This window comes from Variovorax sp. EBFNA2 (assembly GCF_033802765.1).
Classification (GTDB): Bacteria; Pseudomonadota; Gammaproteobacteria; order Burkholderiales; family Burkholderiaceae_C; genus Variovorax; species Variovorax paradoxus_H.
Window position 1 is genome coordinate 3,334,565 of sequence record NZ_CP138496.1, and the last position, 24,007, is coordinate 3,358,571.

The 24,007-nt window shown below is 68.7% G+C and carries 25 protein-coding genes; 15 read left to right on the plus strand and 10 right to left on the minus strand.

What is annotated here, in order from left to right:
- Complete coding sequence (locus RZE79_RS15585) at positions 1 to 312, minus strand: phosphopantetheine-binding protein (RefSeq protein ID WP_101491636.1); 312 nt, start codon at positions 310 to 312, stop codon at positions 1 to 3.
- 102 nt (positions 313 to 414) lie between these two features.
- Here RZE79_RS15585 and RZE79_RS15590 point away from each other — a divergent pair, with 102 nt between their 5' ends.
- Positions 415 to 1,923, plus strand: coding sequence for a DUF853 domain-containing protein (locus RZE79_RS15590; protein ID WP_319355318.1), 1,509 nt, complete (start codon positions 415 to 417; stop codon positions 1,921 to 1,923).
- 13 nt (positions 1,924 to 1,936) lie between these two features.
- On the opposite strand, the gene RZE79_RS15595 is transcribed toward RZE79_RS15590, so the two are convergent.
- A complete protein-coding gene (locus tag RZE79_RS15595) occupies positions 1,937 to 2,578 on the minus strand; it encodes an NrsF family protein (protein ID WP_153284214.1) in 642 nt (213 codons plus the stop codon).
- Complete coding sequence (locus tag RZE79_RS15600) at positions 2,575 to 3,156, minus strand: sigma-70 family RNA polymerase sigma factor (protein ID WP_319355319.1); 582 nt, start codon at positions 3,154 to 3,156, stop codon at positions 2,575 to 2,577. Before RZE79_RS15600 ends, RZE79_RS15595 begins: the two co-directional genes overlap by 4 nt.
- 81 nt (positions 3,157 to 3,237) lie before the next feature.
- On the opposite strand from RZE79_RS15600, the gene RZE79_RS15605 reads away from it, so the two are divergent.
- From RZE79_RS15605 to RZE79_RS15670, 14 genes are all read left to right on the plus strand, one after another.
- Positions 3,238 to 3,657: a hypothetical protein gene (locus RZE79_RS15605; protein ID WP_319355320.1), complete on the plus strand. Its 420-nt coding sequence runs from the start codon at positions 3,238 to 3,240 to the stop codon at positions 3,655 to 3,657.
- 14 nt (positions 3,658 to 3,671) lie between these two features.
- Positions 3,672 to 4,139, plus strand: a complete 468-nt coding sequence (locus tag RZE79_RS15610) for a DUF6152 family protein (RefSeq protein ID WP_319355321.1) — start codon at positions 3,672 to 3,674, stop codon at positions 4,137 to 4,139.
- Positions 4,140 to 4,232: 93 nt separating this feature from the next.
- Complete coding sequence (locus RZE79_RS15615) at positions 4,233 to 5,546, plus strand: GTP cyclohydrolase II (protein WP_319355322.1); 1,314 nt, start codon at positions 4,233 to 4,235, stop codon at positions 5,544 to 5,546.
- Positions 5,543 to 6,940, plus strand: coding sequence for a URC4/urg3 family protein (locus tag RZE79_RS15620; RefSeq protein WP_319355323.1), 1,398 nt, complete (start codon positions 5,543 to 5,545; stop codon positions 6,938 to 6,940). The genes RZE79_RS15615 and RZE79_RS15620 overlap by 4 nt, the downstream gene beginning before the upstream one ends.
- A 51-nt stretch (positions 6,941 to 6,991) precedes the next feature.
- Positions 6,992 to 7,621 carry a uracil phosphoribosyltransferase gene (gene upp / locus RZE79_RS15625; protein ID WP_056580676.1) on the plus strand — a complete coding sequence of 210 codons (630 nt, stop codon included), beginning with the start codon at positions 6,992 to 6,994 and terminating at the stop codon, positions 7,619 to 7,621.
- Positions 7,622 to 7,806: 185 nt separating this feature from the next.
- Positions 7,807 to 8,808 carry a BMP family protein gene (locus RZE79_RS15630; protein ID WP_319355324.1) on the plus strand — a complete coding sequence of 334 codons (1,002 nt, stop codon included), beginning with the start codon at positions 7,807 to 7,809 and terminating at the stop codon, positions 8,806 to 8,808.
- A gap of 29 nt (positions 8,809 to 8,837) precedes the next feature.
- Positions 8,838 to 11,648, plus strand: coding sequence for a polysaccharide deacetylase family protein (locus RZE79_RS15635; protein ID WP_319355325.1), 2,811 nt, complete (start codon positions 8,838 to 8,840; stop codon positions 11,646 to 11,648).
- 8 nt (positions 11,649 to 11,656) lie between these two features.
- On the plus strand, positions 11,657 to 12,622 hold the full coding sequence (locus RZE79_RS15640; protein WP_319355326.1) for a 5'-methylthioadenosine/S-adenosylhomocysteine nucleosidase: 966 nt from the start codon (positions 11,657 to 11,659) through the stop codon (positions 12,620 to 12,622).
- A gap of 44 nt (positions 12,623 to 12,666) precedes the next feature.
- Positions 12,667 to 13,359 (plus strand): alpha/beta hydrolase, encoded by a 693-nt coding sequence (locus RZE79_RS15645; RefSeq protein ID WP_319355327.1) that lies wholly within the window; start codon positions 12,667 to 12,669, stop codon positions 13,357 to 13,359.
- Positions 13,356 to 14,945, plus strand: coding sequence for an ABC transporter ATP-binding protein (locus tag RZE79_RS15650; RefSeq protein ID WP_319355328.1), 1,590 nt, complete (start codon positions 13,356 to 13,358; stop codon positions 14,943 to 14,945). The genes RZE79_RS15645 and RZE79_RS15650 overlap by 4 nt, the downstream gene beginning before the upstream one ends.
- On the plus strand, positions 14,945 to 16,009 hold the full coding sequence (locus RZE79_RS15655; protein WP_319361199.1) for an ABC transporter permease: 1,065 nt from the start codon (positions 14,945 to 14,947) through the stop codon (positions 16,007 to 16,009). Before RZE79_RS15650 ends, RZE79_RS15655 begins: the two co-directional genes overlap by 1 nt.
- Before the next feature lie 130 nt (positions 16,010 to 16,139).
- On the plus strand, positions 16,140 to 17,063 hold the full coding sequence (locus tag RZE79_RS15660) for an ABC transporter permease (RefSeq protein WP_319355329.1): 924 nt from the start codon (positions 16,140 to 16,142) through the stop codon (positions 17,061 to 17,063).
- 1 nt (position 17,064) lies between these two features.
- Positions 17,065 to 17,535 carry a hypothetical protein gene (locus RZE79_RS15665; protein WP_228121762.1) on the plus strand — a complete coding sequence of 157 codons (471 nt, stop codon included), beginning with the start codon at positions 17,065 to 17,067 and terminating at the stop codon, positions 17,533 to 17,535.
- Positions 17,536 to 17,562: 27 nt separating this feature from the next.
- Positions 17,563 to 18,843, plus strand: coding sequence for an amidohydrolase family protein (locus tag RZE79_RS15670; RefSeq protein WP_319355330.1), 1,281 nt, complete (start codon positions 17,563 to 17,565; stop codon positions 18,841 to 18,843).
- Between the two features lie 34 nt (positions 18,844 to 18,877).
- Here the strand turns inward: RZE79_RS15670 and RZE79_RS15675 are convergent, their stop codons facing one another.
- From RZE79_RS15675 to RZE79_RS15705, 7 genes are all read right to left on the minus strand, one after another.
- Complete coding sequence (locus RZE79_RS15675) at positions 18,878 to 19,369, minus strand: RidA family protein (RefSeq protein ID WP_319355331.1); 492 nt, start codon at positions 19,367 to 19,369, stop codon at positions 18,878 to 18,880.
- Positions 19,370 to 19,455: 86 nt separating this feature from the next.
- On the minus strand, positions 19,456 to 19,776 hold the full coding sequence (locus RZE79_RS15680; RefSeq protein WP_319355332.1) for a non-heme iron oxygenase ferredoxin subunit: 321 nt from the start codon (positions 19,774 to 19,776) through the stop codon (positions 19,456 to 19,458).
- A gap of 22 nt (positions 19,777 to 19,798) precedes the next feature.
- On the minus strand, positions 19,799 to 20,764 hold the full coding sequence (locus RZE79_RS15685) for a tripartite tricarboxylate transporter substrate binding protein (RefSeq protein ID WP_319355333.1): 966 nt from the start codon (positions 20,762 to 20,764) through the stop codon (positions 19,799 to 19,801).
- The gene (locus RZE79_RS15690; RefSeq protein WP_319355334.1) at positions 20,761 to 21,129 is read right to left on the minus strand and encodes a chorismate mutase; all 369 of its coding nucleotides are present in this window, start codon (positions 21,127 to 21,129) and stop codon (positions 20,761 to 20,763) included. Before RZE79_RS15690 ends, RZE79_RS15685 begins: the two co-directional genes overlap by 4 nt.
- 9 nt (positions 21,130 to 21,138) lie before the next feature.
- Positions 21,139 to 21,621 carry an aromatic-ring-hydroxylating dioxygenase subunit beta gene (locus tag RZE79_RS15695; protein WP_319355335.1) on the minus strand — a complete coding sequence of 161 codons (483 nt, stop codon included), beginning with the start codon at positions 21,619 to 21,621 and terminating at the stop codon, positions 21,139 to 21,141.
- Positions 21,618 to 22,877, minus strand: coding sequence for an aromatic ring-hydroxylating dioxygenase subunit alpha (locus RZE79_RS15700; RefSeq protein ID WP_319355336.1), 1,260 nt, complete (start codon positions 22,875 to 22,877; stop codon positions 21,618 to 21,620). The genes RZE79_RS15695 and RZE79_RS15700 overlap by 4 nt, the downstream gene beginning before the upstream one ends.
- Positions 22,878 to 22,904: 27 nt before the next feature.
- A complete protein-coding gene (locus tag RZE79_RS15705) occupies positions 22,905 to 23,894 on the minus strand; it encodes a 2Fe-2S iron-sulfur cluster-binding protein (RefSeq protein WP_319355337.1) in 990 nt (329 codons plus the stop codon).
- Between the last annotated feature and the right edge of the window lie 113 nt (positions 23,895 to 24,007).

Below are 24,007 nucleotides of genomic sequence, written 5' to 3' on the forward strand. Positions count from 1 at the left end.
TCAGGTGGCGCTGCGGTGCTCGGCGACGTGGGTCGCGAGCGTACGCAGCGACTGGAAGATCTGCTGGTTGCGCTCGTCGTCCGAGCGCAGCTGGAAACCGTAGCGTCGCGAAACTTCGAGCGCGACTTCGAGGATGTCGATGGAGTCGAGGCCCAGACCTTCGCCGTACAGCGGGGCGGTGGGAACGATCTCTTCAGGCGCGACTTCGAGATTGAGCGCGTTCACGAGCAACACGGCCAGCTCTTTTTCGATCGGCGACTGTTCGGATGCATCGCCAGTGGCGGGAATGGGGGGCTGAGCAGTCGATGACAAAAAAACCTCCTGAACTTTTTTCCTGGACGACCGTGCGGGGTCGTGAATTATAGGAGTGGCGGTTGATTAGACTGCGCGCTTCGATACGACCCGGAGCGCCCCATGGCCGACCCCCTTCTGATCGCACGCCACGACACCATCGAGTGCGCCCTGCTGCCCGGCCTGGCCAACCGCCACGGCCTGATCACCGGCGCCACCGGCACCGGCAAGACCGTCTCGCTCCAGACCATCGCCGAGCAGCTGTCGAACATCGGCGTGCCGGTGTTCATGGCCGACGTCAAGGGCGACCTGACCGGCATCAGCCAGAAAGGCGCCGTCGGCGAAAAGCTGGCCGCCACGCTCAAGGAACGCGGCATCGACGTGCCCGAGCCCGCCGCCTGTCCCGTCACGCTGTGGGACGTGTTCGGCGAACAGGGCCATCCGGTGCGGGCCACGGTGTCCGACATGGGCCCGCTGCTGCTGGGCCGCATGCTCGACGTGAACGAAACCCAGGCCGGCGTGCTGAACCTGGTATTCAAGATCGCCGACGACAACGGCATGCTGCTGCTCGACCTGAAAGACCTGCGCGCCATGCTGCAGCACGTGGGCGAGAACGCGAGCCAGTTCACCACCGAGTACGGCAACATCAGCGCCGCCAGTGTGGGCGCCATTCAACGCGGCCTGCTGCAGATCGAGACCCAGGGCGGCGACAAGTTCTTCGGCGAGCCGATGCTCAACATCTCCGACTTCATGCAGACGGTGGGCGGCAAGGGGGTGGTGAACATCCTGGCGGCCGACAAGCTCATGAACTCGCCGCGCCTGTACGCCACCTTTCTGCTGTGGATGCTGTCCGAACTGTTCGAGCAACTGCCCGAAATCGGCGACCCCGAGCAGCCGAAGCTGGCCTTCTTCTTCGACGAGGCCCACCTGCTGTTCAACGAGGCGCCCAAGGCGCTGGTCGAACGCATCGAACTGGTGGTGCGGCTGGTGCGCTCGAAGGGTGTCGGGGTGTACTTCGTCACGCAGAACCCGTTGGACATTCCTGATTCGGTGCTGGCCCAACTGGGCAACCGCGTGCAGCACGCGCTGCGCGCCTTCACGCCGCGCGACCAGAAGGCCGTGAAGGCTGCTGCCAGCACCATGCGCCAGAAGCCCGGCCTGGACATCGAGACCGCCATCACCGAACTCGCCGTGGGCGAGGCGCTCGTGAGCTTTCTGGATTCCAAGGGCCGCCCGAGCATCACCGAGCGCGTGTACGTGCTGCCGCCGGGCAGCCAGCTCGGCCCGATCACGCCCGACCAGCGCAAGGCGCTGATCGCCAACTCGCTGGTGGCCGGCGTGTACGAAAAGACGGTCGACCGCGAATCGGCCTACGAAAAGATCAAGGGCCGCGCCGAGAGCGCACCCGATGCGCCGGCCGCAGCCGGCAAGGGCGCGGCGGCCGAAGAATCGTCCGGCATGGGCGGCATGCTCAACGACATGCTCTTCGGCAGCACCGGCCCGCGCGGCGGCAAGCGCGACGGCCTCGTGCAGACGATGGCCAAGTCAGCGGTTCGCACCATGGGCACGTCGGTGGGCAAGGAGATCCTGCGCGGCGTGCTGGGCGGGATCTTCGGCAGCAAGAAGCGCTGAAACAGCGCCCCCGCTACCAGCGCAGCAGGCGCGGCCCCAGTGCCGCGCCCAGCAGCATCGGTACGGCGATTCCGCTCACATACCAGACCGCCAGGAACGGCGCCGTGAGTTCGGGGCAGCGCAGCGCATAGACCGCCGCGCCGAGCCCGCCGGCCAGCGCCCCTGCCGCAGCACCCGCCCACCCGGGCCGCGTCGGCGCCAACCCGCGCAGCGCCACGAAGGTGGCCGCGAACACGGGCAGTGCCATCACGCCGATGCTCAACGCACAGATGCGCCACGACTGCCCCATCAGCGACGGCATGCGCTCCTCGGCCGGCAGTGAAAACCAGGCGAGCGCCGCCAGCGCCCAGATTCCCAACACCGGCAGCACCCCGCCCCACCACGCGTGACGAACACGCACGCCGGGCCGGGCCAGCCGCTGCAGCGTCACGAAGGCGGCGGCCGCGACGCACAGCGGAAACAGCACCTTGACCCAGAACATCGGCCAGAACATCGCCTGCACCAGATCGCGCCGCAGCCCGTACGCGGCGAACAGGATCACGAAAGACAGCGGGAGCGCCGCAAGCACCGCCCACCCGATGCGCCCGCTGGCGCTGCGACGCTGCACGGCCACGTCGCCGGCGGCCAGCAGGTCGATGAGGTCGTCCGTCTTCATGAGGCTGCACCTGCGAACTTCGCGGCCAGGGCTTTCAGGCCCCGGTGGATGCCGACCTTCACGGCCGACTCCGACATGCCCGTGAGGCGCGCCGTCTCGGCCACCGAGAGGCCGTCGATCTTCACGTGCACGATCGGCAGACGCTGGCGTTCGGGCAAAGTCTGCAGCAGGCCGCCGAGGTCGCGTTTCGCGTCGCTGGCCTCGGTGGCGGAATCGGCGAACACGGCCAGGTCGTCGTCCAGCGGGTCATGCAGGTCTTCGCGGACCGACTTGGCGCGCAGCAGGTCGATCATCTTGTAGCGCGCAATCGCATGCACCCAGGCCGTCAACGGCTGGTCGGTCTGGTACGTGTGGCGCTGGTTGTGCATGGCGAGCAGGCATTCCTGGACAAGGTCTTCCACTTCATCGGGCCACCCAAAAAGGCGCTTGCCCAGAAAGGCGCGCAGGTGCGCGCTGAGCTTCTGCAGAAACTCGCGGTACGCGTCAGCATCGCCCCCGAGCCCGCGAAGGAACAGGCTGCGCAGCGCCGCTTCTGCGTCGCCCCAATCCGTCGTGCGTCCTGCAGTGGTTCGTGCCATCCGGCGGGCCGGTTACAGCCGTTGTCAAAAAGATTGCAAGCGATTGTGCCCTCCCCGGCGGGGCTCCGCTAAGCTGCGCCGATGCTGGCCGGACTCGTCTCGCACCCCTGGGCCTACCCGGCGCTGGAGGCGGTGCACATCGTGGGCATTGCGCTGCTGTTCGGCGGCCTGCTGGTGTTCGAGTTGCGCGCCCTCGGCCTGGGCCGCGAGCTGCCGGCGCCGTTGCTGGCCCGCCTCACGCTGCGGCCGGCCCTCGTCGGCTTCGGGCTGTGCGCCGTCACCGGACTCACGATGTTCTCCGGCCAGCCCGACGAACTGCTGGCGAACAACGCCTTTCGCATCAAGCTGGGCCTGATCGCGCTGGCTGGCGCCAATGCGGCGCTCTTTCACTGGCGCGGCGGCGCTGCCGCCATCGACCGCGTCGGCAAGGTGCAATGCCTTCTCTCGCTGGGGTTTTGGCTCGCTGTCATCATCTGCGGGCGCTGGATTGCCTATGTCTGACCAAGGAGAACGCGATGCTGCATCGACGCATGTTCGTGGCCGGTTCGATCGGCCTCGCCCTGCCCGCCTGGGCCCACCACGGCTGGAGCAGTTTTGACCAGGAGCGCCCGCTGTACGTGGAAGGCCGTGCCACCAAGGTGAGCTGGCGCAATCCGCACGGGGAGCTGGAACTCGAGCTGCCCGAGAACCTCGCGCTGCCGCCCGACCTGAAACAGCGGCCCCTGCCCAACCAGAGCGCATCGGTCGACGGCCCGGCGCTGCTGGCCAAGGCGCAACTGCCGACACGGCGCGATCGCAAGTGGCAGGTCGAGCTGGCGCCGCTCACGCGGCTGCAGGCCTGGGGCGTCGAGGAGATCAAGCCCGGCACGCCGGTGGCGGTGCTCGGTTTCACCTTCACCGGCGAAAAAGGCGACGCGGTGCTGCGTGCCGAGTACCTGTTCGTGCACGGCAAGACCTACGGCCTGCGCTCGTCGCCCGCCTGAAGCTCTGCGCGCGACAGCGCGGCCGGAGCGCGCGGGGCCCTCGCTTGCCAGCCGCACAAGTGCTCGGTACATTGCATTTTTTGAGGGCTCCCAATGTCCGTAGATAGCACCGCGATCCCTTCCGCATTGCCGGCTGGCACGGCACCCCACCCTGCGCTGCATCCCTCCACGTCGACAGGCCACATCCGCCTGACCTCGCACGCCGGCGGTTTCGGCGCCCTGCCCATCCAGTGGGGCGCGGCCACCGCCACCGAGCGCGGGCCCGTGGTCGGCACAACAACCAAACGCGCACACCGCAACGTCATCGGCACCCACAGCGGCTCGTACAGCGTCTACCGCGCCCTCGCCGTGGCGGCCGGCGCCCTGAAGCGCGAGCACAAGGCCGATCTCACCAACACCGCGCCCACCGACGTCATCGGCCCCTATCCGCAGTGGAGCGAGCCCGGGCGCATCGTCTCGCTCGACCCCTGGGGTGCGCTGGTGGCCGACGTGTTCTCCACCGAACTCGCGGCCGGCTACGACATCCGCCCGACCATCGCGATCACCAAGGCCCACGTGATCCTGCCCGAGGTGATCGAGGCGCTGCAAAGCGGTCGCCTCAAGGCCGACGGCCACTTCCTCACCACAGGCGGCGCCGCGATGGTGACCAAGGCGGCCATCGAACCCGTGTGGTACCTGCCCGAGGTGGCGCGCCGCTTCGGCTGCTCCGAGACCGACCTGCGCCGCACGCTCTTCGAAGAGACCGGCGGCATGTACCCCGAACTCGTCACGCGCTCCGACCTCGAGGTGTTTTTGCCGCCCATCGGCGGGCAGACGCTCTACATCTTCGGCAACCCGCGCGACCTGGCGAACCCCGCCGTCGAACTCACCGCGCGCATCCACGACGAGTGCAACGGCTCCGACGTGTTCGGCTCCGACATCTGCACCTGCCGGCCCTACCTCACGCACGCCATCGAGGAATGCATCCAGGGCGCGCAGCGCGGTGGCGTGGGCCTCATTGCCTACTCGCGCAAGGAAGGCCGCGCGCTCGGCGAGGTGACCAAATTCCTCGTCTACAACGCCCGCAAGCGCCAGGTCGGCGGCGACACGGCCGACCAGTATTTCGCGCGCACCGAGTGCGTCGCCGGCGTGCAGGACATGCGCTTCCAGGAGCTGATGCCCGACGTCTTCCACTGGCTCGGCATCAAGAAAATCCACCGCCTCGTGTCGATGAGCAACATGAAGTTCGACGCCATCACCGGCTCGGGCATCGAGATCGGCGAGCGCGTGAACATTCCCGACGCACTGATCCCGGCCGACGCCCGCGTCGAGATGGACGCCAAGATGGCGGCCGGCTACTTCACCCCCGGCCCCGTGCCGGACGCAGAGGAACTGAAAAAGGCCAAGGGCCGGGGACTGAGCGAATGAGCCGAAGCACCGACATCAACCTGCCCGCCGATGGTTCCGGCAGCCTGCGCCCCGGCGGCGCGGGCGATGTCGATCCGTCGATCGAATTCACGCCCGACACCGCCCACCCGGCCGGCGCCGCCACCTTGCTGCGCACCACCACCGCCATCCGCCAGCGTGCCGGCGCCCTGCTGGCGCGCGCGCGCCGCGACGAATCGCAGTGGTTCCGCATCGGCAACGACGACGCGCTCGAAGACGCCGCGCGCACCGTGGCCGAGGTCACGCGCGAGCGCTATCCGTGGGACACCATCCCGTACCACAGCCGCTGGCGCCACTTCGAGGCCGGCGGCGTCGACCGCCGCCAGCAACTCGACGCGCTGCTCGGCCAAGGCATCGACGCCCGCCAGCGCGCCCGCGCCTACATCGACCTCGTGCTCGTGAGCGTGCTGCTCGACGCCGGCGCCGGCCCCACCTGGCACTACACCGAATCGGCCAGCGGCCAGCGCTTCACGCGCTCCGAAGGCCTGGGCGTGGCGAGCTTCCATGCGTTCACGAGCGGGCTTTTCTCGTCCGACCCCGACCATCCGCTGCAGGTCGACGCGGCCGGGCTGCGCGGCCTCGTGACCGACCGGCTGGGCGACGCCTTCCAGGTGAGCGACGTCAACCCGCTCGTCGGCCTGGCCGGGCGCACCGTGCTGCTGCGCCGGCTCGGCGAAGCGATGAGCGAGCAGCCCGAAACCTTCGGCGACGACGGCCGGCCCGCCGGAATGTTCGATGCGCTCGTGGCGCCCTTCGGTGCGGCCTCGCCGCCCACGGCCGAGATCACCGCGCACCAGATCCTGTCGCTGCTGCTCGAGACGCTCTCGCGCATCTGGCCCGCGGCCAATGCCATCGACAGCCTGGCGGCCGACGGCAGCGACAACCTGGGCGGCACCGGCGACCCGGCCTTCGCGCTGGGCGACTGCTGGCGCCACAGCGCCGTGCGCGGGCCCGGGCTCACCAACGGCTGGATGCCGTTCCACAAGCTGTCGCAGTGGCTCACGTATTCGCTGCTCGAACCCTTCGAATGGGCCGGCGTGAAGGTGCGCCAGCTCGACGCGCTCACCGCCCTGCCCGAATACCGCAACGGCGGCCTCCTGATCGACAGCGGCGTGATCGTGCCGCGCGAGGCGGCCTTTCTCACCCGCCGCTGGAAGGCAGGCGACGAGTTCATCGTCGAATGGCGCGCCCTCACCGTCGCGCTGCTCGACGAGATTGCGCCGCGCGTGCGCAAGGTGCTCGACCGCACCGCGGAAGAGCTGCCCCTGGCCTGCGTGCTCGAAGGCGGCACCTGGGCCGCGGGCCGGGTGCTGGCACAGCGTTTGCGAGACGGTGCACCACCGCTGCTGATCGAGAGTGACGGCACCGTCTTCTAGTCTTTTAGACTCTCCTGCTTTTCCGCAACGGCACACCAAAAGAAGACTCCAATGAGCAACGTCCACCTCGTCGACCACCCCCTCGTCCAGCACAAGCTCACGCTGATGCGCCGCAAGGACGCCTCCACCAACAGCTTCCGCCGGCTCCTGAACGAAATCAGCATGCTCATGGCCTACGAGGTCACGCGCGACATGCCGATGCAGGACATCGAGGTCGAGACCCCGCTGGAGACCATGCAGGCCAAGGTCATCGACGGCAAGAAGGTGGTGCTGGTGTCGATACTGCGTGCCGGCACCGGCATCCTGGACGGCATGCTCACGGTGGTGCCGGGCGCGCGCGTCGGCCACATCGGCCTGTACCGCGACCCCAAGACGCTGACGGCCGTCGAGTACTACTTCAAGATGCCCGGCGAGATGGACAGCCGCGACGTGATCGTCGTCGACCCGATGCTGGCCACCGGCAACTCGGCCGTGGCCGCGGTCGAGCGGTTGAAAGAGCTCAACCCCAAGTCGATCAAGTTCGTCTGCCTGCTGACCTGCCCCGAAGGCATCAAGACGATGCAGGCCGCGCACCCCGACGTGCCGATCTACACCGCCGCCATCGACCGCGAACTCGACAGCCACGGCTACATCCTGCCGGGCCTCGGCGACGCCGGCGACCGCATCTTCGGCACGAAGTAAGGCTCGCCCCCAGGCTTCGCGCACTTCGTGTCGCTTCGCCAACCCCCTACCGGGGGCAACACCTGAGGCCTGGCAGAGCCAGTTCCTCGGTGTTTGCTGGAAGGGAGCCCGCCGCGAGGGCGGGCTCTGTTGGGTGGGCATGGGGATTGCAGCGCTGGTTTCTTTCATTTATCGAGGAGAAGACCGTGACAGCACGCCGTCAGTTGATCGTTCGTTCCATCGCCGTTGCCGCAGCCCTTGCGGCGGGCGCTCCGGGCCTTGCGCTCGCGCAGGCCAAGCTCAAGGTGGCGGCCGTGTACACCGTGCCTTTCGAGCAGCAATGGGTGGGCCGCATCCACAAGGCGCTGAAGGCGGCCGAGGCGCGGGGGGAGATCGAATACAAGGCGACCGAAAACGTGAGCAATGCCGACTACGAGCGCGTGATGCGCGAGTACGCCACGGGCGGCAACCAGCTGATCCTGGGTGAGGTGTTCGGCGTGGAAGCGGCGGCGCGCAAGGTCGCGAAAGACTTTCCCAAGGTCGCGTTTCTCATGGGCTCGTCGCTGAAGCCGCAGGCGCCCAACTTCTCGGTGTTCGACAACTACATCCAGGAACCGGCCTACCTCAGCGGCATGGTCGCGGGCGGCATGACCAAGAGCAACCGCATCGGGATGGTCGGCGGTTTCCCGATTCCCGAAGTCAATCGCCTCATGAACGCGTTCATGGCGGGCGCGAAGGAAACGAATCCGAAGGTGGAGTTCAGCGTGAGCTTCATCAACAGCTGGTTCGACCCGCCGAAGGCCAAGGAAGCGGCCTTCGCGATGATCGACAAGGGCGCCGACGTGATGTACGCCGAGCGCTTCGGCGTGTCCGACGCGGCCAAGGAAAAGGGCAAGCTCGCGATCGGCAACGTGATCGACACGCAGGCCCAGTACCCCGACACGGTGATCGCCTCGGCGCTGTGGAATTTCGAGCCTTCGGCCGACCGCGCGATCAAGCTCGTGAAGGAAGGCAAGTTCGCCGCCGAAGACTACGGCGTGTACTCGCACATGAAGCACAAGGGCTCCGAACTCGCGCCGCTGGGCACGTTCGAGAAGAAGGTGCCGGCCGACATCGCGGCCAAGGTGAAGGCCAAGCAGGCCGACATCCTGGCCGGCAAGTTCACCGTGAAGGTGGACGATTCGCAGCCGAAGTCGACCGCGAAATAAAACAAGAACACAGGGAGTTGCTCGAACCTATGACGCGTGCGCGATGGCAGACCGCAATCCATGGTGTGGCCGTCGCGGCGTTGGCCGCCGCGCTCGCCGCCTGTCAACCTGAGCCGGCGGCAATAACCCCGGCGGCGGCACCTGCCTCGGCAGCCGCTGCCGTTGCGCCGCCTGCGGTCGCGGCACCGGTCGGCATTCCGGCGGCGCTGCAGACGCGCGCCGACGCCCTGCTCGCCGCGCACCGCCAGATGATCGTGCTGATGACCGGCGAACGTGCGCTCGACGCGGCCGAGAAGCGCGCCGTCAGCGCCGTCGGGCAGCAGCTGTTTCACGAGATGCAGGAGCGTCAGCAGGCGCTGATCGCCCAGGCCGACAACACGACCGACCCGGCCACGGTGGCGGGCCTGAACGCGCTGCTCGACCGCATCGAAAGCGAGCCGAGCTGGTTCGACGCCGACCGGCTGGCGTTCAAGGAATTCCTCGGCGAACTGAGCACGCGTTACAGCCAGGCGCAGTCGCTGTCGGGGCTCAAGCTCGGCCGGCGCGCCAGCGAAGACCTGGCCGTGCTCGCCGAGATCGAACAGGCCTACGACCGCGAGCTGAAGGACGTGTTCGGCCGCTTTGCGCAGCGCGGCATCGAGCCCAAGCGCGAGAAGTGGGCCGACTACGTCGCCAAGCTGCAGGGCCTGTACTCGCGCGAGCAGATTTTGAAAGACTTCGGCGCCATCGTTCCCTACACGCAGCAACCCGGCGGTGCCAAGGAAAAGGAAAGCGCAGACGCGCGCGAGATCTTCGGCACCTCGCTGCCCGCCAAGACCGTGGTGCTGACCTTCGACGACGGCCCGCACGCCAAGCACACCGACGAGATCCTCGAGATCCTGAAGCGCTACGACGCACCCGCCATCTTCTTCCAGCTCGGCCGCAACCTGGGCAAGCTCGACGCACAGGGCAAGGCCCAGCTCAACGCCAACGGCGCGACGGCCAAGCGCGTGCTCGCCGCCGGCCACGTGCTCGCCAACCACAGTTTCAGCCACGGCATGATGGCCAAGATGACCGACGACGCGGTGCGCGTCGAGGCCAGCGAAACCGAAACGCTGCTCGACGCCACCGGCCGGCCGCAGTCCACGCTCTTTCGCTTTCCCTACGGCGCGCGCAACGAAGCCAAGCTGAGCACGGTCGAGGCGCTCAAGCTGCGCTCGATGATGTGGACCGTCGACTCGATGGACTGGGCCGACCCCGTGCCCAAGTCGATCGCCGACCGCGTGCTGGCCGAGGTCGACAAGGCCAAGCGCGGCGTCATCCTGTTCCACGACATCCAGGGCCGCACCGTGCAGGCCCTGCCCACGGTGCTCGACCAGCTGGTGGCCGACGGCTACCGCTTCGCCACCTGGCGCGACGGCAAGTTCGTCGTCAGCGCGTCGAAAAAGGCGGCGCCCGACGACGGCGTGGCCGCCACCTCGGGCGACACGCTCTACCGCGAAAGCCACGCGCTGGTGATCGGCATCGACAAGTACGCCAAGTGGCCTGGCCTGCACCACGCCGTGCCCGACGCCAAGGCGATGGAGCAAATCCTCGTCACGCGCTTCGGCTTCAAGCCCGAGAACGTCACGGCGCTGTACGACGACCAGGCGACGCGCGCCAACATCCTGCGCGCGCTGAATGAAAAGCTGACCGACGGCAAGCGCGTGAAGCGCGACGACCGCGTGCTCGTGTTCTTTGCCGGCCATGGCAGCACCCGCAAGCTCGCGAGCGGGCGCGACGTCGGCTACATCGTGCCGGTCGATGCCGCGCTCGACAACCTGCCGTCCGACGCCATCTCGATGCCGCAACTGCAAGAAGTGGCCGAGGCGCTGTCGGCCAAGCATGTGCTGTTTCTGGTGGACGCCTGCTACTCGGGCCTGGGCCTCACGCGCGGCGGTGCCTCGCAGGGCAACAAGAACTTCCTGACCGACAACGCGCGCCGCATCGGCCGCCAGATGCTCACCGCCGGCGGCGCCAACCAGCAGGTGGCCGACGACGGCCCCGGCGGCCACTCGGTCTTCACCTGGACGATGTTGCAGGCGCTGTCGGGCAAGGCCGACCTGAACGGCGACAGCGTCATCACCGGCACCGAACTCGCGGCCTACGTGGCGCCGGCGGTCTCGGCCATCGCGCGGCAGACGCCGGCCTTCGGCAGCCTGCCGGGCTCGGAGGGCGGCGAGTTCGTGTTCGCGCTGCCCGTCGAGCGCGAAGGCCTCAGCGGCGACAGCCTGCAGCTCGATGCCGCCGCGAGCCAGGTCAACAAGCGCATCGACCAGGCCAACGAGCAGGCCGTGCATGCCGCCGCAGCACCGAAGGCCACCAAGACGACCAAAGCCGGCCCGGCCGCCGTTGAGGTCGTGGTGAAGAACCTCGAAGGCGCCGACACCAAGCTGACCATGCCGGCCGCCGCGCCGCTCACACCGCGCGTGGCCGCCCAGCGCGCCAACGACCGCGGCCTGCAGCTGTACCGCGAGCGCCGCTACGACGAGGCCGAAGCCGCCTTCACCGAGGCGCTGAAGCTGCAGCCGCGCTTTGCGCTGGCGGCCAACAACCTCGGCTTCGTGTACTTCAAGCGCGGCAAGCCGGTCGAGGCCGCGCGCTGGTTCGAGCAGGCCATCGACATGGACGGCAGCCGCGCCCTCGCCTACCTGAACCTGGGCGATGCGTACCTGCAGGCCGGCAACGATGCCAAGGCGCTCGCCGCCTACACCACCTTCGTCGGCCTGGCACCGAAGCACGCGCGCGTTGCCGCGCTGCAGACCTGGATCGCCACACCCGACGCCGAACACCGCCCTCCACTCCCGCCCACCCACTCATGATGACGACGATGAACACTTCTTCGCTTCTCCAGCGCCTGCGCGCCCCGGTCCTGGCCGCCGCGCTCGGCCTCGTGCTGACGGGCTGCGTCGGCGTCTACAAGTCGTCGGACGTCGTCAGCATCAACAGCAGCACGCGGCTGGACGACACGCCGCGCCTGGCCGTGATCTCGGCCTTCGAGCCCGAGCTCAAGCTGCTGCTGACGCGCGTGCAAGGCCCTCGAAAACACAGCGTGAACGGCGTCGAGTTCACCACCGGCACGCTCGAAGGCAAGCCGGTGGTGCTGTTCCTCTCGGGCATCAGCATGACGAACGCGACCATGAACACGCAGCTCGTGCTCAACCGCTTTCGCATCACCGGCATCGTGTTCAGCGGCATCGCGGGCGGCGTGAACCCGTCGCTGCATGTGGGCGACGTGACGGTGCCGGCCCAGTGGGGCCAGTACCTCGAAGTGCTCATGGCACGCGAAACCGCGCCTGGCAAGTACAGCGCGCCGCCCTTCATCACCGACGCCACGCTGCCCAACTACGGCATGAACTTCCCGCGCCCGGTCGAGGTGCGCTCGGCGGCCAGGCCGGGCATCGAGCGCAAGTTCTGGTTCGCGGCCGATCCGAAGATGCTCGAAGTGGCGCGCAGCATCCGCAACGTCGAGCTGGCGAACTGCGGCGCCGGCAAGTGCCTGCCGCGCAAGCCGCAGCTCGTGGTGGGCGGCAATGGCGTGTCGGGCCAGGCCTTCATGGACAACAAGGCCTACCGCGAATACACCTACAAGACCTTCCAGGCCAACGTGCTCGACATGGAAACCGCCGCCGTCGGCATGGTCGCCTACAGCAACGGCGTGCCCTACATCGCTTTCCGCTCGCTCAGCGACCTCGCGGGCGGCGGCGACGGCGAGAACGAGATGGGCACCTTCATGAGCATCGCGGCCGACAACTCGGCCAAGGTCATGCTGGCATTCCTGGCCGCCTGGAAGTGACGGTGGCGCCCGAGCGGCCCCTTCGTCTTGTGTTGCTGCCGGGCATGGACGGCACCGGCGATCTCTTCGCGCCGCTGGCGCAGGCCCTGGGACCGCATGCTTCCATCGACGTCGTGCGCTACCCGGGCCGCCAAGTGCTGGGCTACGACGAACTCGAACCGCTGGTGCGCGCGCAACTGCCCACGCAGCAGCCCTTCGTGCTGCTCGGCGAATCGTTTTCCGGGCCACTGGCCATTTCCATCGCGGCCTCGCGCCCGCCAGGGCTGCAAGGCCTCATCCTGTGCTGCAGCTTCGCGCGCCGGCCCGCGCCTGGCCTCGCGTTGATGCGCGCGGGCCTGCTCGACCTGTCGATGAACCTGCTGCATTCGAAGCTGATGCGCGTGCCGATGCGGCACCTGCTGCTGGGCGGCTCGTCGGCGCCGCATCTGTCGGACATGCTCCAGGCCTCGCTGAAGCAGGTGTCGGTCGCCGTCATGACCCGCCGCATGAAGGAGGTGCAGCGCGTCGACGTGCGCGACAAGCTGCCGCTGGTGCGTGTGCCGGCGATGTACCTGCAGGCGATGCAGGACCGTGTGGTGCCGCGCGGTGCGGCAAGGGCTATTCAGCGCGGGCTGTCGGCGCTGCACCTCGTACAGCTCGACGGCCCCCACGGCCTGCTGCAGGCCTCGCCCGCCGCGTCCGCCCGGGCCATCGAAAATTTCTGCCGCGGCCTGCCGCCGTCATCCGTTTCCCCATGAACCCCACCGTGCTCCGCCTCCAGGGCATCACCAAGCGTTTTGGCGCCCTCGTCGCCAACGACGCCATCTCCCTCGACTTGCAGGCCGGCGAAGTGCTCGCGCTGCTCGGCGAGAACGGCGCTGGCAAGTCGACGCTGATGTCGATCCTGTTCGGCCACTACGTCGCCGACGAAGGCCGCATCGAGGTGTTCGGCGCCCCGCTGCCCCCGGGCAACCCCAAGGCCGCGCTGGCGGCGGGCGTGGGCATGGTGCACCAGCACTTCACGCTGGCCGACAACCTCAGCGTGCTCGACAACGTGATGATGGGCACCGAGCCGCTGTGGCGCCTGCGCTCGCGCCGCGCCGCCGCCCGTGCGCGGCTGCTCGAGGTCGCACAGCGCTTCGGCCTGCCGGTGCAGCCCGACGCGACCATCGGCAGCCTCTCGGTCGGCGAGCGCCAGCGCGTGGAAATTCTCAAGGCGCTGTACCGCGGCGCGCGCATCCTGATCCTCGACGAGCCGACGGCCGTGCTCACGCCGCAGGAGAGCGAAGCACTGTTCGCGACGCTCGCGCAGATGGTGGCGCAGGGCCTGTCGGTGATCTTCATCAGCCACAAGCTCGGCGAGGTGCTGCGGGTGTCGCAGCGCATCGCGGTGCTGCGCGGCGGCAAGCTCGTGGCCGAGGCGCGCACGGCCGACACCACGCAGGCGCAGCTCGCGCTGTGGATGGTCGGCCATGCGGTCGAAGCGCCGCAACGCCGGCCTGCGAAATCGGTGGGCGACGCGGTCTGCGTGCTCGACCATGTGAGTACCGCGTCGGCAAAAGACGGCGGGCAAGACCGGCTGCGCGAGGTGTCGCTCACGCTGCGCGCGGGCGAAATCACCGCCATCGCAGGCGTCTCCGGCAACGGCCAGGTCGCGCTCGCCGAGCTGCTGAGCGGCACGCGCCGCGCCGTCTCCGGCACCGCGCAATTCATGGGCCGCGCGCTGCCGCCCTCGCCCGCCCGCCTGGCGCAGCGCGGCGTGGCACGCATTCCCGAAGACCGGCATGCGGTCGGCGTGGTCGGCGACCTGCCGGTGTGGGAGAACGCCGTGTCCGAGCGGCTGCGCAGCCCGGTGTTCTCGCGCTGGTCGTTCATCGTGCGGCGTGCCGCCGCGCGGCTGCATGCCCGGCGCATCGAGAAAGCCTTCGACGTGCGCGGTGCCGGCCTCCTGGCGCCGGCCCGTTCGCTCTCGGGCGGCAACATGCAGAAACTGATCCTGGGGCGGGCGCTGCTGGCGCCCGAGCCAATGGAACAAGACACCGACAACAAGAAGTACCCGAACCGCGCACCGCGCCTCATCGTCGCGCACCAGCCGACCTGGGGCCTGGACATCGGCGCCGTCGCCTACGTGCAGCAGCAGCTCATCGCCGCGCGCGATGCCGGCGCAGCGGTGCTCGTCATTTCCGACGACCTCGACGAAGTGCTCGCGCTCGGCGACCGCGTGGCCGTGATGCACGGCGGCCACCTCGGCGAAGCACGCCCGGCTGTGGCCTGGACGCGCGAGGCCATCGGCCTGGCGATGGCCGGCGCCACGGCGCCGCAACGCCCGGGAGCCGCCGCATGATGCGCCTCGAACGACGCCACGAAAGCTCGCGCGCTGCGCTGGTGCTGGCCCCCATCGGCGCGGTCGTGTTCACGCTGCTGGTGAGCGCGCTGCTCGTGCGCTGGGCCGGTGCGCCGGTCGGGCGCACCTACGCGCTGCTGCTGCAGGGCGGCTTCGGCTCGGTGTTCGCATGGAGCGAAACGCTGACGCGGGCGATTCCGCTGATCCTCACCGGCCTGGCCGCCACGGTCGCGTTCAAGGCGCGGCTCTTCAACATCGGCGCCGAAGGCCAGCTGTTCGCGGGCGCGCTCGCCGCCGTGGCCGTGGGCGGCATGCACGGCGGCACGGGCTTCGAGCTGTCGCCGTGGGTGCTGTTCCCGCTGATGATGCTGGCCGCTGCGGTGGCCGGCGCGCTGATGCTGCTGGGCCCGGCGCTCATGAAGAACAAGCTCGGCGTCGACGAAGTGGTCACCACGCTGCTCATCAACTTCATCGTGCTGCTCGGCGTGTCGGCGCTGCTCGACGGGCCGATGAAAGACCCGACAGCGATGGGCTGGCCGCAGAGCGTGTCGCTGCAGTCCGACCTCGAGCTGGGCAAGCTCATCGCGCAGACGCGCGTGCACACCGGGCTGCTGTGGGCCGTGTCGCTCGCAGTGTGCGTGTGGGCGATCTTCAAGTACACGGTGCTGGGCTTCGACATCCGCGCGGTCGGTGCGAATGCCCGTGCCGCCGCCTTCGCCGGCGTGCCGGTGACGCGCACCGTGGTGATGGTCGCGCTGCTCTCGGGCGCGCTCGCCGGGCTGGCCGGCGCCATCGAGGTGGCGGGCCGCACCAGCTACGTCACGCTCGACATGTCGCCGGGCTACGGCTACACCGGCATCGTGATCGCGATGCTCGCGGGCCTGCACCCGCTGGGCGTGATCGCCGCCGGCGTGTTCGTGGCCGGCGTGCTCGTCGGCGCCGACACCATGAGCCGCGCCGTGGGCGTGCCGACCTACATCGCCGACGTGATCGTCGCGGCCTCGCTGATCGCGGTGCTGGTGGCGACGCTGCTCACGCAGTACCGCGTGCGGATGACCAAATGACGGCGCCCGTGACTTCGGTCTTGCCCCTTCCCCTTCCGGGGGAAGGCTGGGATGGGGGCAACGGCCTCCACAGCGAGCGCCGCGTGCCCCCACCCCGGCCCTCCCCCGGAAGGGGAGGGAGAAACGCCCCATGACCGACCTGCTCGACATTCTTTCCAACCCCGCCTTCTGGGTCGCGGTGCTGCGCATCGCCACGCCGCTCATCCTGGGCACGCTGGGCGTGCTGCTGTGCGAACGCGCGGGCGTGCTCAACCTCGGCATCGAAGGGATCATGGTCGCGGGCGCCTTCACCGGCTGGCTCGCGGTGTACGCCGGCGCGCCGCTCTGGGCCGGCGTCGGCGTGGCCGCGCTCACGGGCATGGCGTTCGGCCTGCTGCATGCCTTTCTGACCGTCGGGCTGGCGCTGTCGCAGCACGTCTCGGGGCTGGGCATCACGCTGCTGGCGACGGCGCTGAGCTACTTCGGCTACCGCGTGAGCTTTCCGAAGGTGAACACGCCGCCGACCATCACGCCTTTCGCGCCCATGGACTGGCTGCCCGTGCCCATCCTCAATGCGCAGACCGCGCTCACGCTGTTCGCGCTGCTGCTGGTGCCGGCCGTGGCCTGGGTGCTGTACCGCACGCCGCTCGGCCTGGCGCTGCGCATGGTGGGCGAGAACCCGCAGGCGGCCGAGAGCCAGGGCGTGTCGGTCGCGGTCACGCGCACCGGCGCCATCGTGGCGGGCTCGGCGCTGATGGGCGTGGCCGGCGCGTTCCTCACGCTGTCGGCCTTCAACGCCTTCTTCTTCAACATGGTGAACGGCCGCGGATGGATCTGCGTGGCGCTGGTGGTGTTCGCGTCGTGGCGGCCCGGCAAGGCCCTGCTCGGCGCGCTGCTGTTTGCGTTCTTCGACGCGCTGCAGCTGCGGCTGCAACAATCGGGCGATGCCGTGCTGCCTTACCAGCTGTACCTGATGCTGCCCTACCTGCTGTCGATCCTGGCGCTGGTGCTGGTGGCCCGCAAGGCCAGCTACCCGCAGGCGCTGATGAAACCCTATCGCAAGGGGGAACGCTGACATGCCAATGACGCTGCGCCGCCTCCGTCGCCTGCTGGCCGCCACGCTGCTCGCCATGGCCGGCAGCGGCGCCCATGCACTCGGTGCCGACTACGGCGCCGAGCGCTTCGCCACCCACGATGCCGTCACCTGGGTGCAGACCTGCGGCACCTGGGGCCCCGACCACCACGGCACCTACCGCGTGATCCACGCCGAAGCCTTCGCGCAATCGTTCCTCTACGTGCAGTGGATGGCGCGCGGCGAGGCCGACCGCAACTACAGCCTGTACGCCGTGCACACCACCGCCATCGCCGAGCTCGACAACGACCACGCAGAGATTTCACTGAGCGACCTGACCTGCCGCGCCACGCCGCGCGGCATCGTGGTGACCGCCAAGGCCGACGCGGGCCACGACGACAAGCTGCGCCGCGTGACCATCGAGGTCGGGCCGGCGCCTGGACAGTACCGCTTCCGCGCGCAACGTACGCGCTGAACGCCCCTCAAAAAAGACACCCCACCGATGCTCGACCTCCTCATCACCAACGCCACCCTCCCCGACGGCCGCACCGGCATGTCGGTCGCCGTGCAGGATGGCCGCATCGCCGAGGTCACGCCCGGCCTCGCCGCGCCCGCGCACGAAACGCTCGACGCGCAAGGCCTGCTGCTCTCGCCGCATTTCGTCGACCCGCATTTCCACATGGACGCCACGCTGAGCTACGGCCAGCCGCGCGTCAACCAGAGCGGCACGCTGCTCGAAGGCATTGCGCTGTGGGGCGAGCTCAAGCCGCTGCTCACGGCCGATGCGCTCATCGAACGCGCGCTCGCGTACTGCGACTGGGCCGTGGCCAAGGGCCTGCTGGCGATCCGCTCGCACGTGGACACGAGCGACCCCAGCCTGCTCGCGGTCGATGCGCTGCTCGAGGTGAAGCGCCAGGTGGCGCCGTACCTCGACCTGCAGCTGGTCGCGTTTCCGCAAGATGGCGTGCTGCGCTCGCCGGGTGGCGTCGACAACCTCACGCGCGCGCTCGACAAGGGCGTGGACGTGGTCGGTGGCATTCCGCATTTCGAGCGCACCATGGCCGACGGCGCCGCCAGCGTGAAGCTGCTGTGCGAGCTGGCCGCCGAGCGCGGCAAGCTGGTCGACATGCACTGCGACGAGTCGGACGACCCGCTCTCGCGCCACATCGAGACCCTGGCCGCCGAGACGCTGCGCCTGGGCCTGCAGGGCCGCGTGACGGGCTCGCACTGCACGTCGATGCACTCGATGGACAACTACTACGTGAGCAAGCTGCTGCCGCTCATCGCCGAAAGCGGCGTGAGCGTGGTGTCGAACCCGCTCATCAACATCACGCTGCAGGGCCGCCACGACAGCTACCCCAAGCGCCGCGGCATGACGCGCGTGCCCGAGCTGCTGGCGGCCGGCGTCAACGTCGCCTTCGGCCACGACTGCGTGATGGACCCGTGGTACGGCATGGGCTCGGGCGACATGCTCGAGGTGGCCCACATGGGCCTGCACGTGGCGCAGATGACCGGCCAGGCCGGCATCCACCAGTGCTTCGAAGCCGTGACCACGCGCGCGGCGCGCGTGATGCACCTGGACGGCTACGGCCTGGAGGCCGGCTGCGACGCCAGCTTCGTGCTGCTGCAGGCGCGCGACCCGGTCGAGGCCATCCGCCTGCGCGCGACGCGGCTCAAGGTGTTCCGCAAGGGCCGGCTGCTGGCCGAGACCCCCGCGGCCACCGCCGCGCTGCACCTGCCGGGACGCGGCGACCGCACGCGCTGGATGCTCGGCGAGCATTGATCGCCGGTCGCTCGCCGCGACCGAGGGGGCCCGCTCAGGCCGCGTGCGTGGTCGCGACGGTCATCTCGACCTCGACCGTCGCATTCTTCGGCAGCGCATAGACACCGACCGCCGTGCGCACATGCACGCCGGCTTCGCCGAACACGCGGTGCAACAGGTCGGACGCGGCATCGGCCACCTCGCTCTGCTGCGTGAAGTCGGCCGTGCACTGCACGAACACGCCGACGCGCAGCACCTTCTCGACCGCATCGAGCGAACCGAGCGCCCGGCGCAGCAGCGCGAGGCTGCGCAGTGCGCAGATCTGGGCGCCTTCGCGCGCGGTATCGAGCGACACGGCATCGCCCACGCGGCCGGTGACGACCACGGTGGTGCCCACGCGCGGCACCTGCCCGCTGAGATAAACGGTGCGGCCATCGCGCACCAGCGGCACGTAGTGGCCGCCGGCCAGGATCTCGCCGTCGAAGCTGTGGCCCAGCTCGGCGGCGATGCGGTCAGCGATCTGGTCGCGGCTGTGTGGTTCTGTCATCGGATGTCCAGGAAAACGGGCCTCGATTGTCGCCAACCGGTCCGACGCGAACAGGGACAGATTGCCCTCGCCGGAGGCAGAACAGTTCAGCCTTCGAACGCCAGGAACACCCGTCCGCCCTCGATCTTCACCGGGTAGACGCGCAGGTCTTCCGTGAGCGGCGCGCACATGGCCTTGCCGCTGCGCACGTCGAAGCGGCCCTGGTGCAGCGGGCATTCGATCTCGTGGTCCTCGAGGAAACCGTCGCACAGCCGTGCATGGCCGTGCGTGCAGATGTTGTCGGTGGCGTGGATGCCGTCGTCGGTGCCGTACAGCGCGATGTCGCGCCCCTGCACCTCGATGCCGACCACGTCGTCGGCGGGAACGTCGTCGACCGCCGCGGCGTCGACCCAGGTCATCGTGCTCATCGTGTGGTGTCCTCTTGTTCTCTCAATCAGGCTTGAGGCCGGCGCGGTCGATCACCGGTTTCCAGCGGCGCAGTTCCTCGTCCATGAACTTCGACAAGCCTTCGGGCGTGCTGCCCACCGGGTCGAAGTACGCGGTCTGCAGGCGCTTGACGGTTTCGGGGTCTTTCAGCGTGGCAGCGATCTCGCGGCTCATGCGCTGCACCACGTCGTTCGGCGTGCCCTTGGGCGCCATGTAGGCGAACCATGGCACGGCCTGAATGTCGGGCAGGCCCGATTCGCGCAGCGTGGGCAGGTCGGGCAGCAGCGCCGAGCGCTCGGCCGAAGTGACGGCCAGCGCCTTGATGCGCCCGGCCTTGACCTGCGGCATCACCGTGACCGGCGGCAGGCAGGCGTACTGCACATCGCCCTGCACGATCGCGGTCACGGCCTGGCCTGACGACGCGTACGGAATGTGCACCGCGAACGACTGCGTCTTGGCCTTGATGAGTTCCACGCCCAGGTGCGAGATCGAGCCGTTGCCGGTCGAAGCGAAGTTGAACTTGCCGGGGTTCTTCTTCATCGCGGCGAGCCAGCCCTTGACCGAATCGACGCCCATCGAATTGGAGACCGCGCAGACGTTCGGCGTGGTCGCGGCCAGCGACACGGGCATGAGGTCCTTGAACGGGTCGTACGGCAGGTTCTTGTAGAGGATGGTGTTGTAGACCAGCGGCGCATTCACCGACAGCAGGAAGGTGTAGCCGTCGGGCTGCGCCTTCGAGACCATGTCGGTGCCGCTGTTGCCGCCCGCGCCGGGCTTGTTCTCGACGATGAGCGGCTGGCCGACGCGCGCCGCGAGCTTGTCGTTGACGATGCGCGCGAGGATGTCGGGCGACGAGCCCGCCGCGAACGGCACGACGATGCGCACGGGGCGCTGCGGCCAGTCCTGTGCATGGGCGGCCGCAGCCATCGCCACGGCGGTGAAGGCGACGAAGAGGCGTGCGCGCGTCATGGCTGCACCTCCACGTCGGCCATGCCCCGATGGTCCTGCTGCTCGCGCGCGATGAAGCCCGCGATGAGCGCGCGGTAGGCGGCTTCGACCACCTCCGGGTAGGCGCCCTCCTTTTCGGCCAGCGCCTTCACCTTGTCGATCACTTCCTGCTGGCGCTGCGGCGCCGACACCTGGAAGGCATCGCGCTTGAAGCGGGCCGCGTCCTTCACATAGCGGCCGCGCTCGGCCAGCAGCGCGACGATCTGGCGGTCGAGCCGGTCGATGTTCTCGCGCACCTCGGCGAGGTTGGCGCACAGCGGCACATACGCGGGGTCGGTGAAGCGGCGCAGGGGCGCACCGTGGGTCTCTGGTTCTTTTTCTGGCATGGCTGGGTTTCAGATGGGGTAAATGATGGAGTTCGGGATCATTTCGCTGTCGAACACACAGAGGCGCGACGCGAGCTTCAAGCCCTCAGGGGTCTGCACGACCTTGTCGATGTAGCGACCGACATTGAACACGGTCGAAGGGCCGTCGAGCTTGGTGCGGAACACCGCGTAGTTGGCCTCGCTGTGGATCGCGCCGTCATCGTCGACACGGTGCACCAGCGGCAGGCCCACCACATGGCGCTGGTAGTACGGGTCGTGGAACAGCGTCTCCTTGATGCCGTAGACACGGTCTTCGAGCATGCCGCGGCTCTCGAACGAGAGCGTGGCCAGCGGCAGGCCGCGTTCGTGGTTCTCACGCGGCTGCAGGCGGTAGCTGCACGCTTCGGTGAAGAACGCGGGCCACAGGTCCCAGTCGCCCGAATCGACGGCGTGGGCATAGGCCGCGTACAGGCGCGACAGATCGAGGTAGGTGGAAGGGTCGAGCGTGCTCATGCGGCCTCCATCACCTCGCGCCAGTAGCGGTACATGCCGCGGATCAGCGTCTCGGTCACCATGTGATCGGTGTTTTCGACCTCGCGCCCGCCGAGCTCGGCCAGCGTGCGGTGAAACGGCTTCTGCTCGAAGCCTTCCTGCGAGAACTCGATCACCTCGCCGTCGTCGGCCGACACAAAGCCCGCCGGGCCGAACAGGTTGGCCTGGCGCAGGCGGCGCTGCGTCATTTCGGGCGTGTCGTCCTCGAAGCCGAAGTGCGTCCAGACGAAATCGAAGGCGTCATGGCCCACGGGCTGGATGTGCCGCGTCGACACGCTGTTCACCTGCTGCTGCAGGATGAGGCTGGGGAACAGCGTCATCATCACCGCCGTCGGCCCGCCCCACCAGGGCTCGGGCACGATGTCCAGAAAGCGCGGGTCCTTGAGCTGCATGCTCTCCTTGAAGCTCGAGACCTGCGTCACCTGCGCGGCCTTGCCGGCGCTGCCGCGCGTGGAGATCATGGCGGCGTGGCGGCCGCGCGCGTCCATCTTCAGCTCCGACTTGTTGTCGGCGCGCCAGAGCCCGAAGGTCACGAACCAGGTGTGCAGCAGGCCCGGGTGGTACGGGTCCTTGATGTTCTCCTGCATGAGCTTCCAGTTGCCCGGAATGCGCTGGCGGCTGTAGCCCAAAATGGTGAGCTTGCGGCCGTCGAACAGGCGGTCGAAATAATGAAGGATGTCGGGGCCGAGAAAGTCCTCGAACGATTCGACGTCATGGTCGAACGACGCAAACACCACGCCGCCGCGCGAGGCCACCTTGAGCTTGGTGAGCCCATGGTCCTCGGTCTTGAAGTCGGCCGGCATGCCGCCGTGCACCTTGCCGTCCTGCTTCACGCCGCGGCGGAACGGCACGCCCTGCAGGTCGCCCTTGAGCGTGTAGTTCCACTGGTGGTAGGGGCAGACAAACTCTTTCTTGTTGCCATGACGCTCGCGGCAGAACTGCATGCCGCGGTGGGCGCAGACGTTCTCGAACACGTGGATGGCGCCGGCTTCGTCACGCGACAGGATGACCGAGCGCTCGCCGATGGCGGTGCGCTTGAAGTCGCCCGGGTTCGGGATCTCGGCCTCCAGGCCGACGTAGCACCAGTGCTTGTCGTAGAAGAAGCGCTGCAGCTCCTTCTTATGCAGCGCCTCGTCGGTGTAGGCCATGAAGGGAATGCGGCTGGTCTTTTCGCTCTCCCAGCGCAGCTCGATGGGGAAGACGGCTTGCGTGGTCATCGGGACTCCTTTTCTTGTGTCGGTTCTTCAGGTGCCTTGCAGATAGAAGGCATCGGCGTGTGTCTGCTCGGGCGCCAGGCCGTGCGCCTGCACCAGCCGGCTCGCGGCCTCCACCATCGGCGGTGAGCCGCAGAGGTAGGCACGCCAGCCGTCGAGCCCCGCGGGCAGGTCGGCGCGGATCGCGTCGGTGATGAGCCCCAGCCGCTGGCCGTCGCGCGCGGGGCCCGCGACCACCACCACGTGCACCTTCAGGCCCGGGTGCTGCGCCTGCAGCTCGCGCAGTTCGGGCAGGCCGTACACGTCGGCGTCGGAACGCACGCCGAGGTAGACATGGATCGGCTGCAGCAGCCCCGCCGCGACCGCACCGCGCACGATCGACAGGATAGGCGCGAGCCCCGTGCCGCCCGCCGCGCAGAGCATCGGTCCGCGGTGCTTGGTGCGCAAATAGGCGGTGCCCAGCGGCCCGCTCACGCGCACGGTGTCACCCACGCGCAGTTGTTCGAAGATGTGGGCGGTGACGCGGCCGCCCGGCACGCGGCGCACATGAAATTCAAGCTCCGCGTCGCGGCTCAGCCCGGCCATCGAATACGGCCGCGCCAGCTCGGGGCCGAACTGCAGCTGTGCGTACTGCCCCGGTGAAAACTCCAGCGGCTTGTTGGGCTTGAGGCGCAGGCGGCGGATGTCGTGCGTGAGCACATCGATGCCCGTGACCGTGGCCTTGAGCACGCGCGCCGGATGCACCACGACCTCGTCGGGCTCGGGGATCTCGATGGTGCAGCTTTCGGTCAGCGTGCTCTGGCAGGCGAGCACGTAGCGCTCGCCCTGCCCGTCGGGCCGGATCGCGTTCTGGCCGCCGTCGAGCAGCTGGCCCGACACCACCTTGCAGCGGCAGGTGCCGCAACGCCCCGACATGCAGCTGTACGACACCGGCACCTGGTGCTCGCGCAGCACCTCGAGCAGGTTCGCGCCGGGGCGGACCTCGAGGGTGCGGGCAAGGGGGTGAATGTGCAGGTCCATCGTCGGGCTCTCTTTTTCTCGCGCCGGCGGCGGGCCGGCTTGTCTCTGGGAACGGATGATGCGCGGCGCTTGAAAATTGACCAATAGAATCTGGTGAATCGGCTGTATCACCA

Coding starts and splice junctions, on each gene's coding strand:
- RZE79_RS15615 (WP_319355322.1), top strand. CDS start 4,233: ATGTCCGTAGATAGCACCGCGATCCCTTCCGCATTGCCGGCTGGCACG.
- RZE79_RS15670 (WP_319355330.1), top strand. CDS start 17,563: ATGCTCGACCTCCTCATCACCAACGCCACCCTCCCCGACGGCCGCACC.
- RZE79_RS15650 (WP_319355328.1), top strand. CDS start 13,356: ATGAACCCCACCGTGCTCCGCCTCCAGGGCATCACCAAGCGTTTTGGC.
- RZE79_RS15685 (WP_319355333.1), bottom strand. CDS start 20,764: ATGACGCGCGCACGCCTCTTCGTCGCCTTCACCGCCGTGGCGATGGCT.
- RZE79_RS15675 (WP_319355331.1), bottom strand. CDS start 19,369: ATGACAGAACCACACAGCCGCGACCAGATCGCTGACCGCATCGCCGCC.
- RZE79_RS15695 (WP_319355335.1), bottom strand. CDS start 21,621: ATGAGCACGCTCGACCCTTCCACCTACCTCGATCTGTCGCGCCTGTAC.
- RZE79_RS15620 (WP_319355323.1), top strand. CDS start 5,543: ATGAGCCGAAGCACCGACATCAACCTGCCCGCCGATGGTTCCGGCAGC.
- RZE79_RS15690 (WP_319355334.1), bottom strand. CDS start 21,129: ATGCCAGAAAAAGAACCAGAGACCCACGGTGCGCCCCTGCGCCGCTTC.
- RZE79_RS15635 (WP_319355325.1), top strand. CDS start 8,838: ATGACGCGTGCGCGATGGCAGACCGCAATCCATGGTGTGGCCGTCGCG.
- RZE79_RS15655 (WP_319361199.1), top strand. CDS start 14,945: ATGCGCCTCGAACGACGCCACGAAAGCTCGCGCGCTGCGCTGGTGCTG.
- RZE79_RS15640 (WP_319355326.1), top strand. CDS start 11,657: ATGAACACTTCTTCGCTTCTCCAGCGCCTGCGCGCCCCGGTCCTGGCC.
- RZE79_RS15660 (WP_319355329.1), top strand. CDS start 16,140: ATGACCGACCTGCTCGACATTCTTTCCAACCCCGCCTTCTGGGTCGCG.
- RZE79_RS15610 (WP_319355321.1), top strand. CDS start 3,672: ATGCTGCATCGACGCATGTTCGTGGCCGGTTCGATCGGCCTCGCCCTG.
- RZE79_RS15605 (WP_319355320.1), top strand. CDS start 3,238: ATGCTGGCCGGACTCGTCTCGCACCCCTGGGCCTACCCGGCGCTGGAG.
- RZE79_RS15680 (WP_319355332.1), bottom strand. CDS start 19,776: ATGAGCACGATGACCTGGGTCGACGCCGCGGCGGTCGACGACGTTCCC.
- RZE79_RS15700 (WP_319355336.1), bottom strand. CDS start 22,877: ATGACCACGCAAGCCGTCTTCCCCATCGAGCTGCGCTGGGAGAGCGAA.
- RZE79_RS15645 (WP_319355327.1), top strand. CDS start 12,667: ATGGACGGCACCGGCGATCTCTTCGCGCCGCTGGCGCAGGCCCTGGGA.
- RZE79_RS15590 (WP_319355318.1), top strand. CDS start 415: ATGGCCGACCCCCTTCTGATCGCACGCCACGACACCATCGAGTGCGCC.
- RZE79_RS15595 (WP_153284214.1), bottom strand. CDS start 2,578: ATGAAGACGGACGACCTCATCGACCTGCTGGCCGCCGGCGACGTGGCC.
- RZE79_RS15600 (WP_319355319.1), bottom strand. CDS start 3,156: ATGGCACGAACCACTGCAGGACGCACGACGGATTGGGGCGACGCAGAA.
- RZE79_RS15665 (WP_228121762.1), top strand. CDS start 17,065: ATGCCAATGACGCTGCGCCGCCTCCGTCGCCTGCTGGCCGCCACGCTG.
- upp (WP_056580676.1), top strand. CDS start 6,992: ATGAGCAACGTCCACCTCGTCGACCACCCCCTCGTCCAGCACAAGCTC.
- RZE79_RS15705 (WP_319355337.1), bottom strand. CDS start 23,894: ATGGACCTGCACATTCACCCCCTTGCCCGCACCCTCGAGGTCCGCCCC.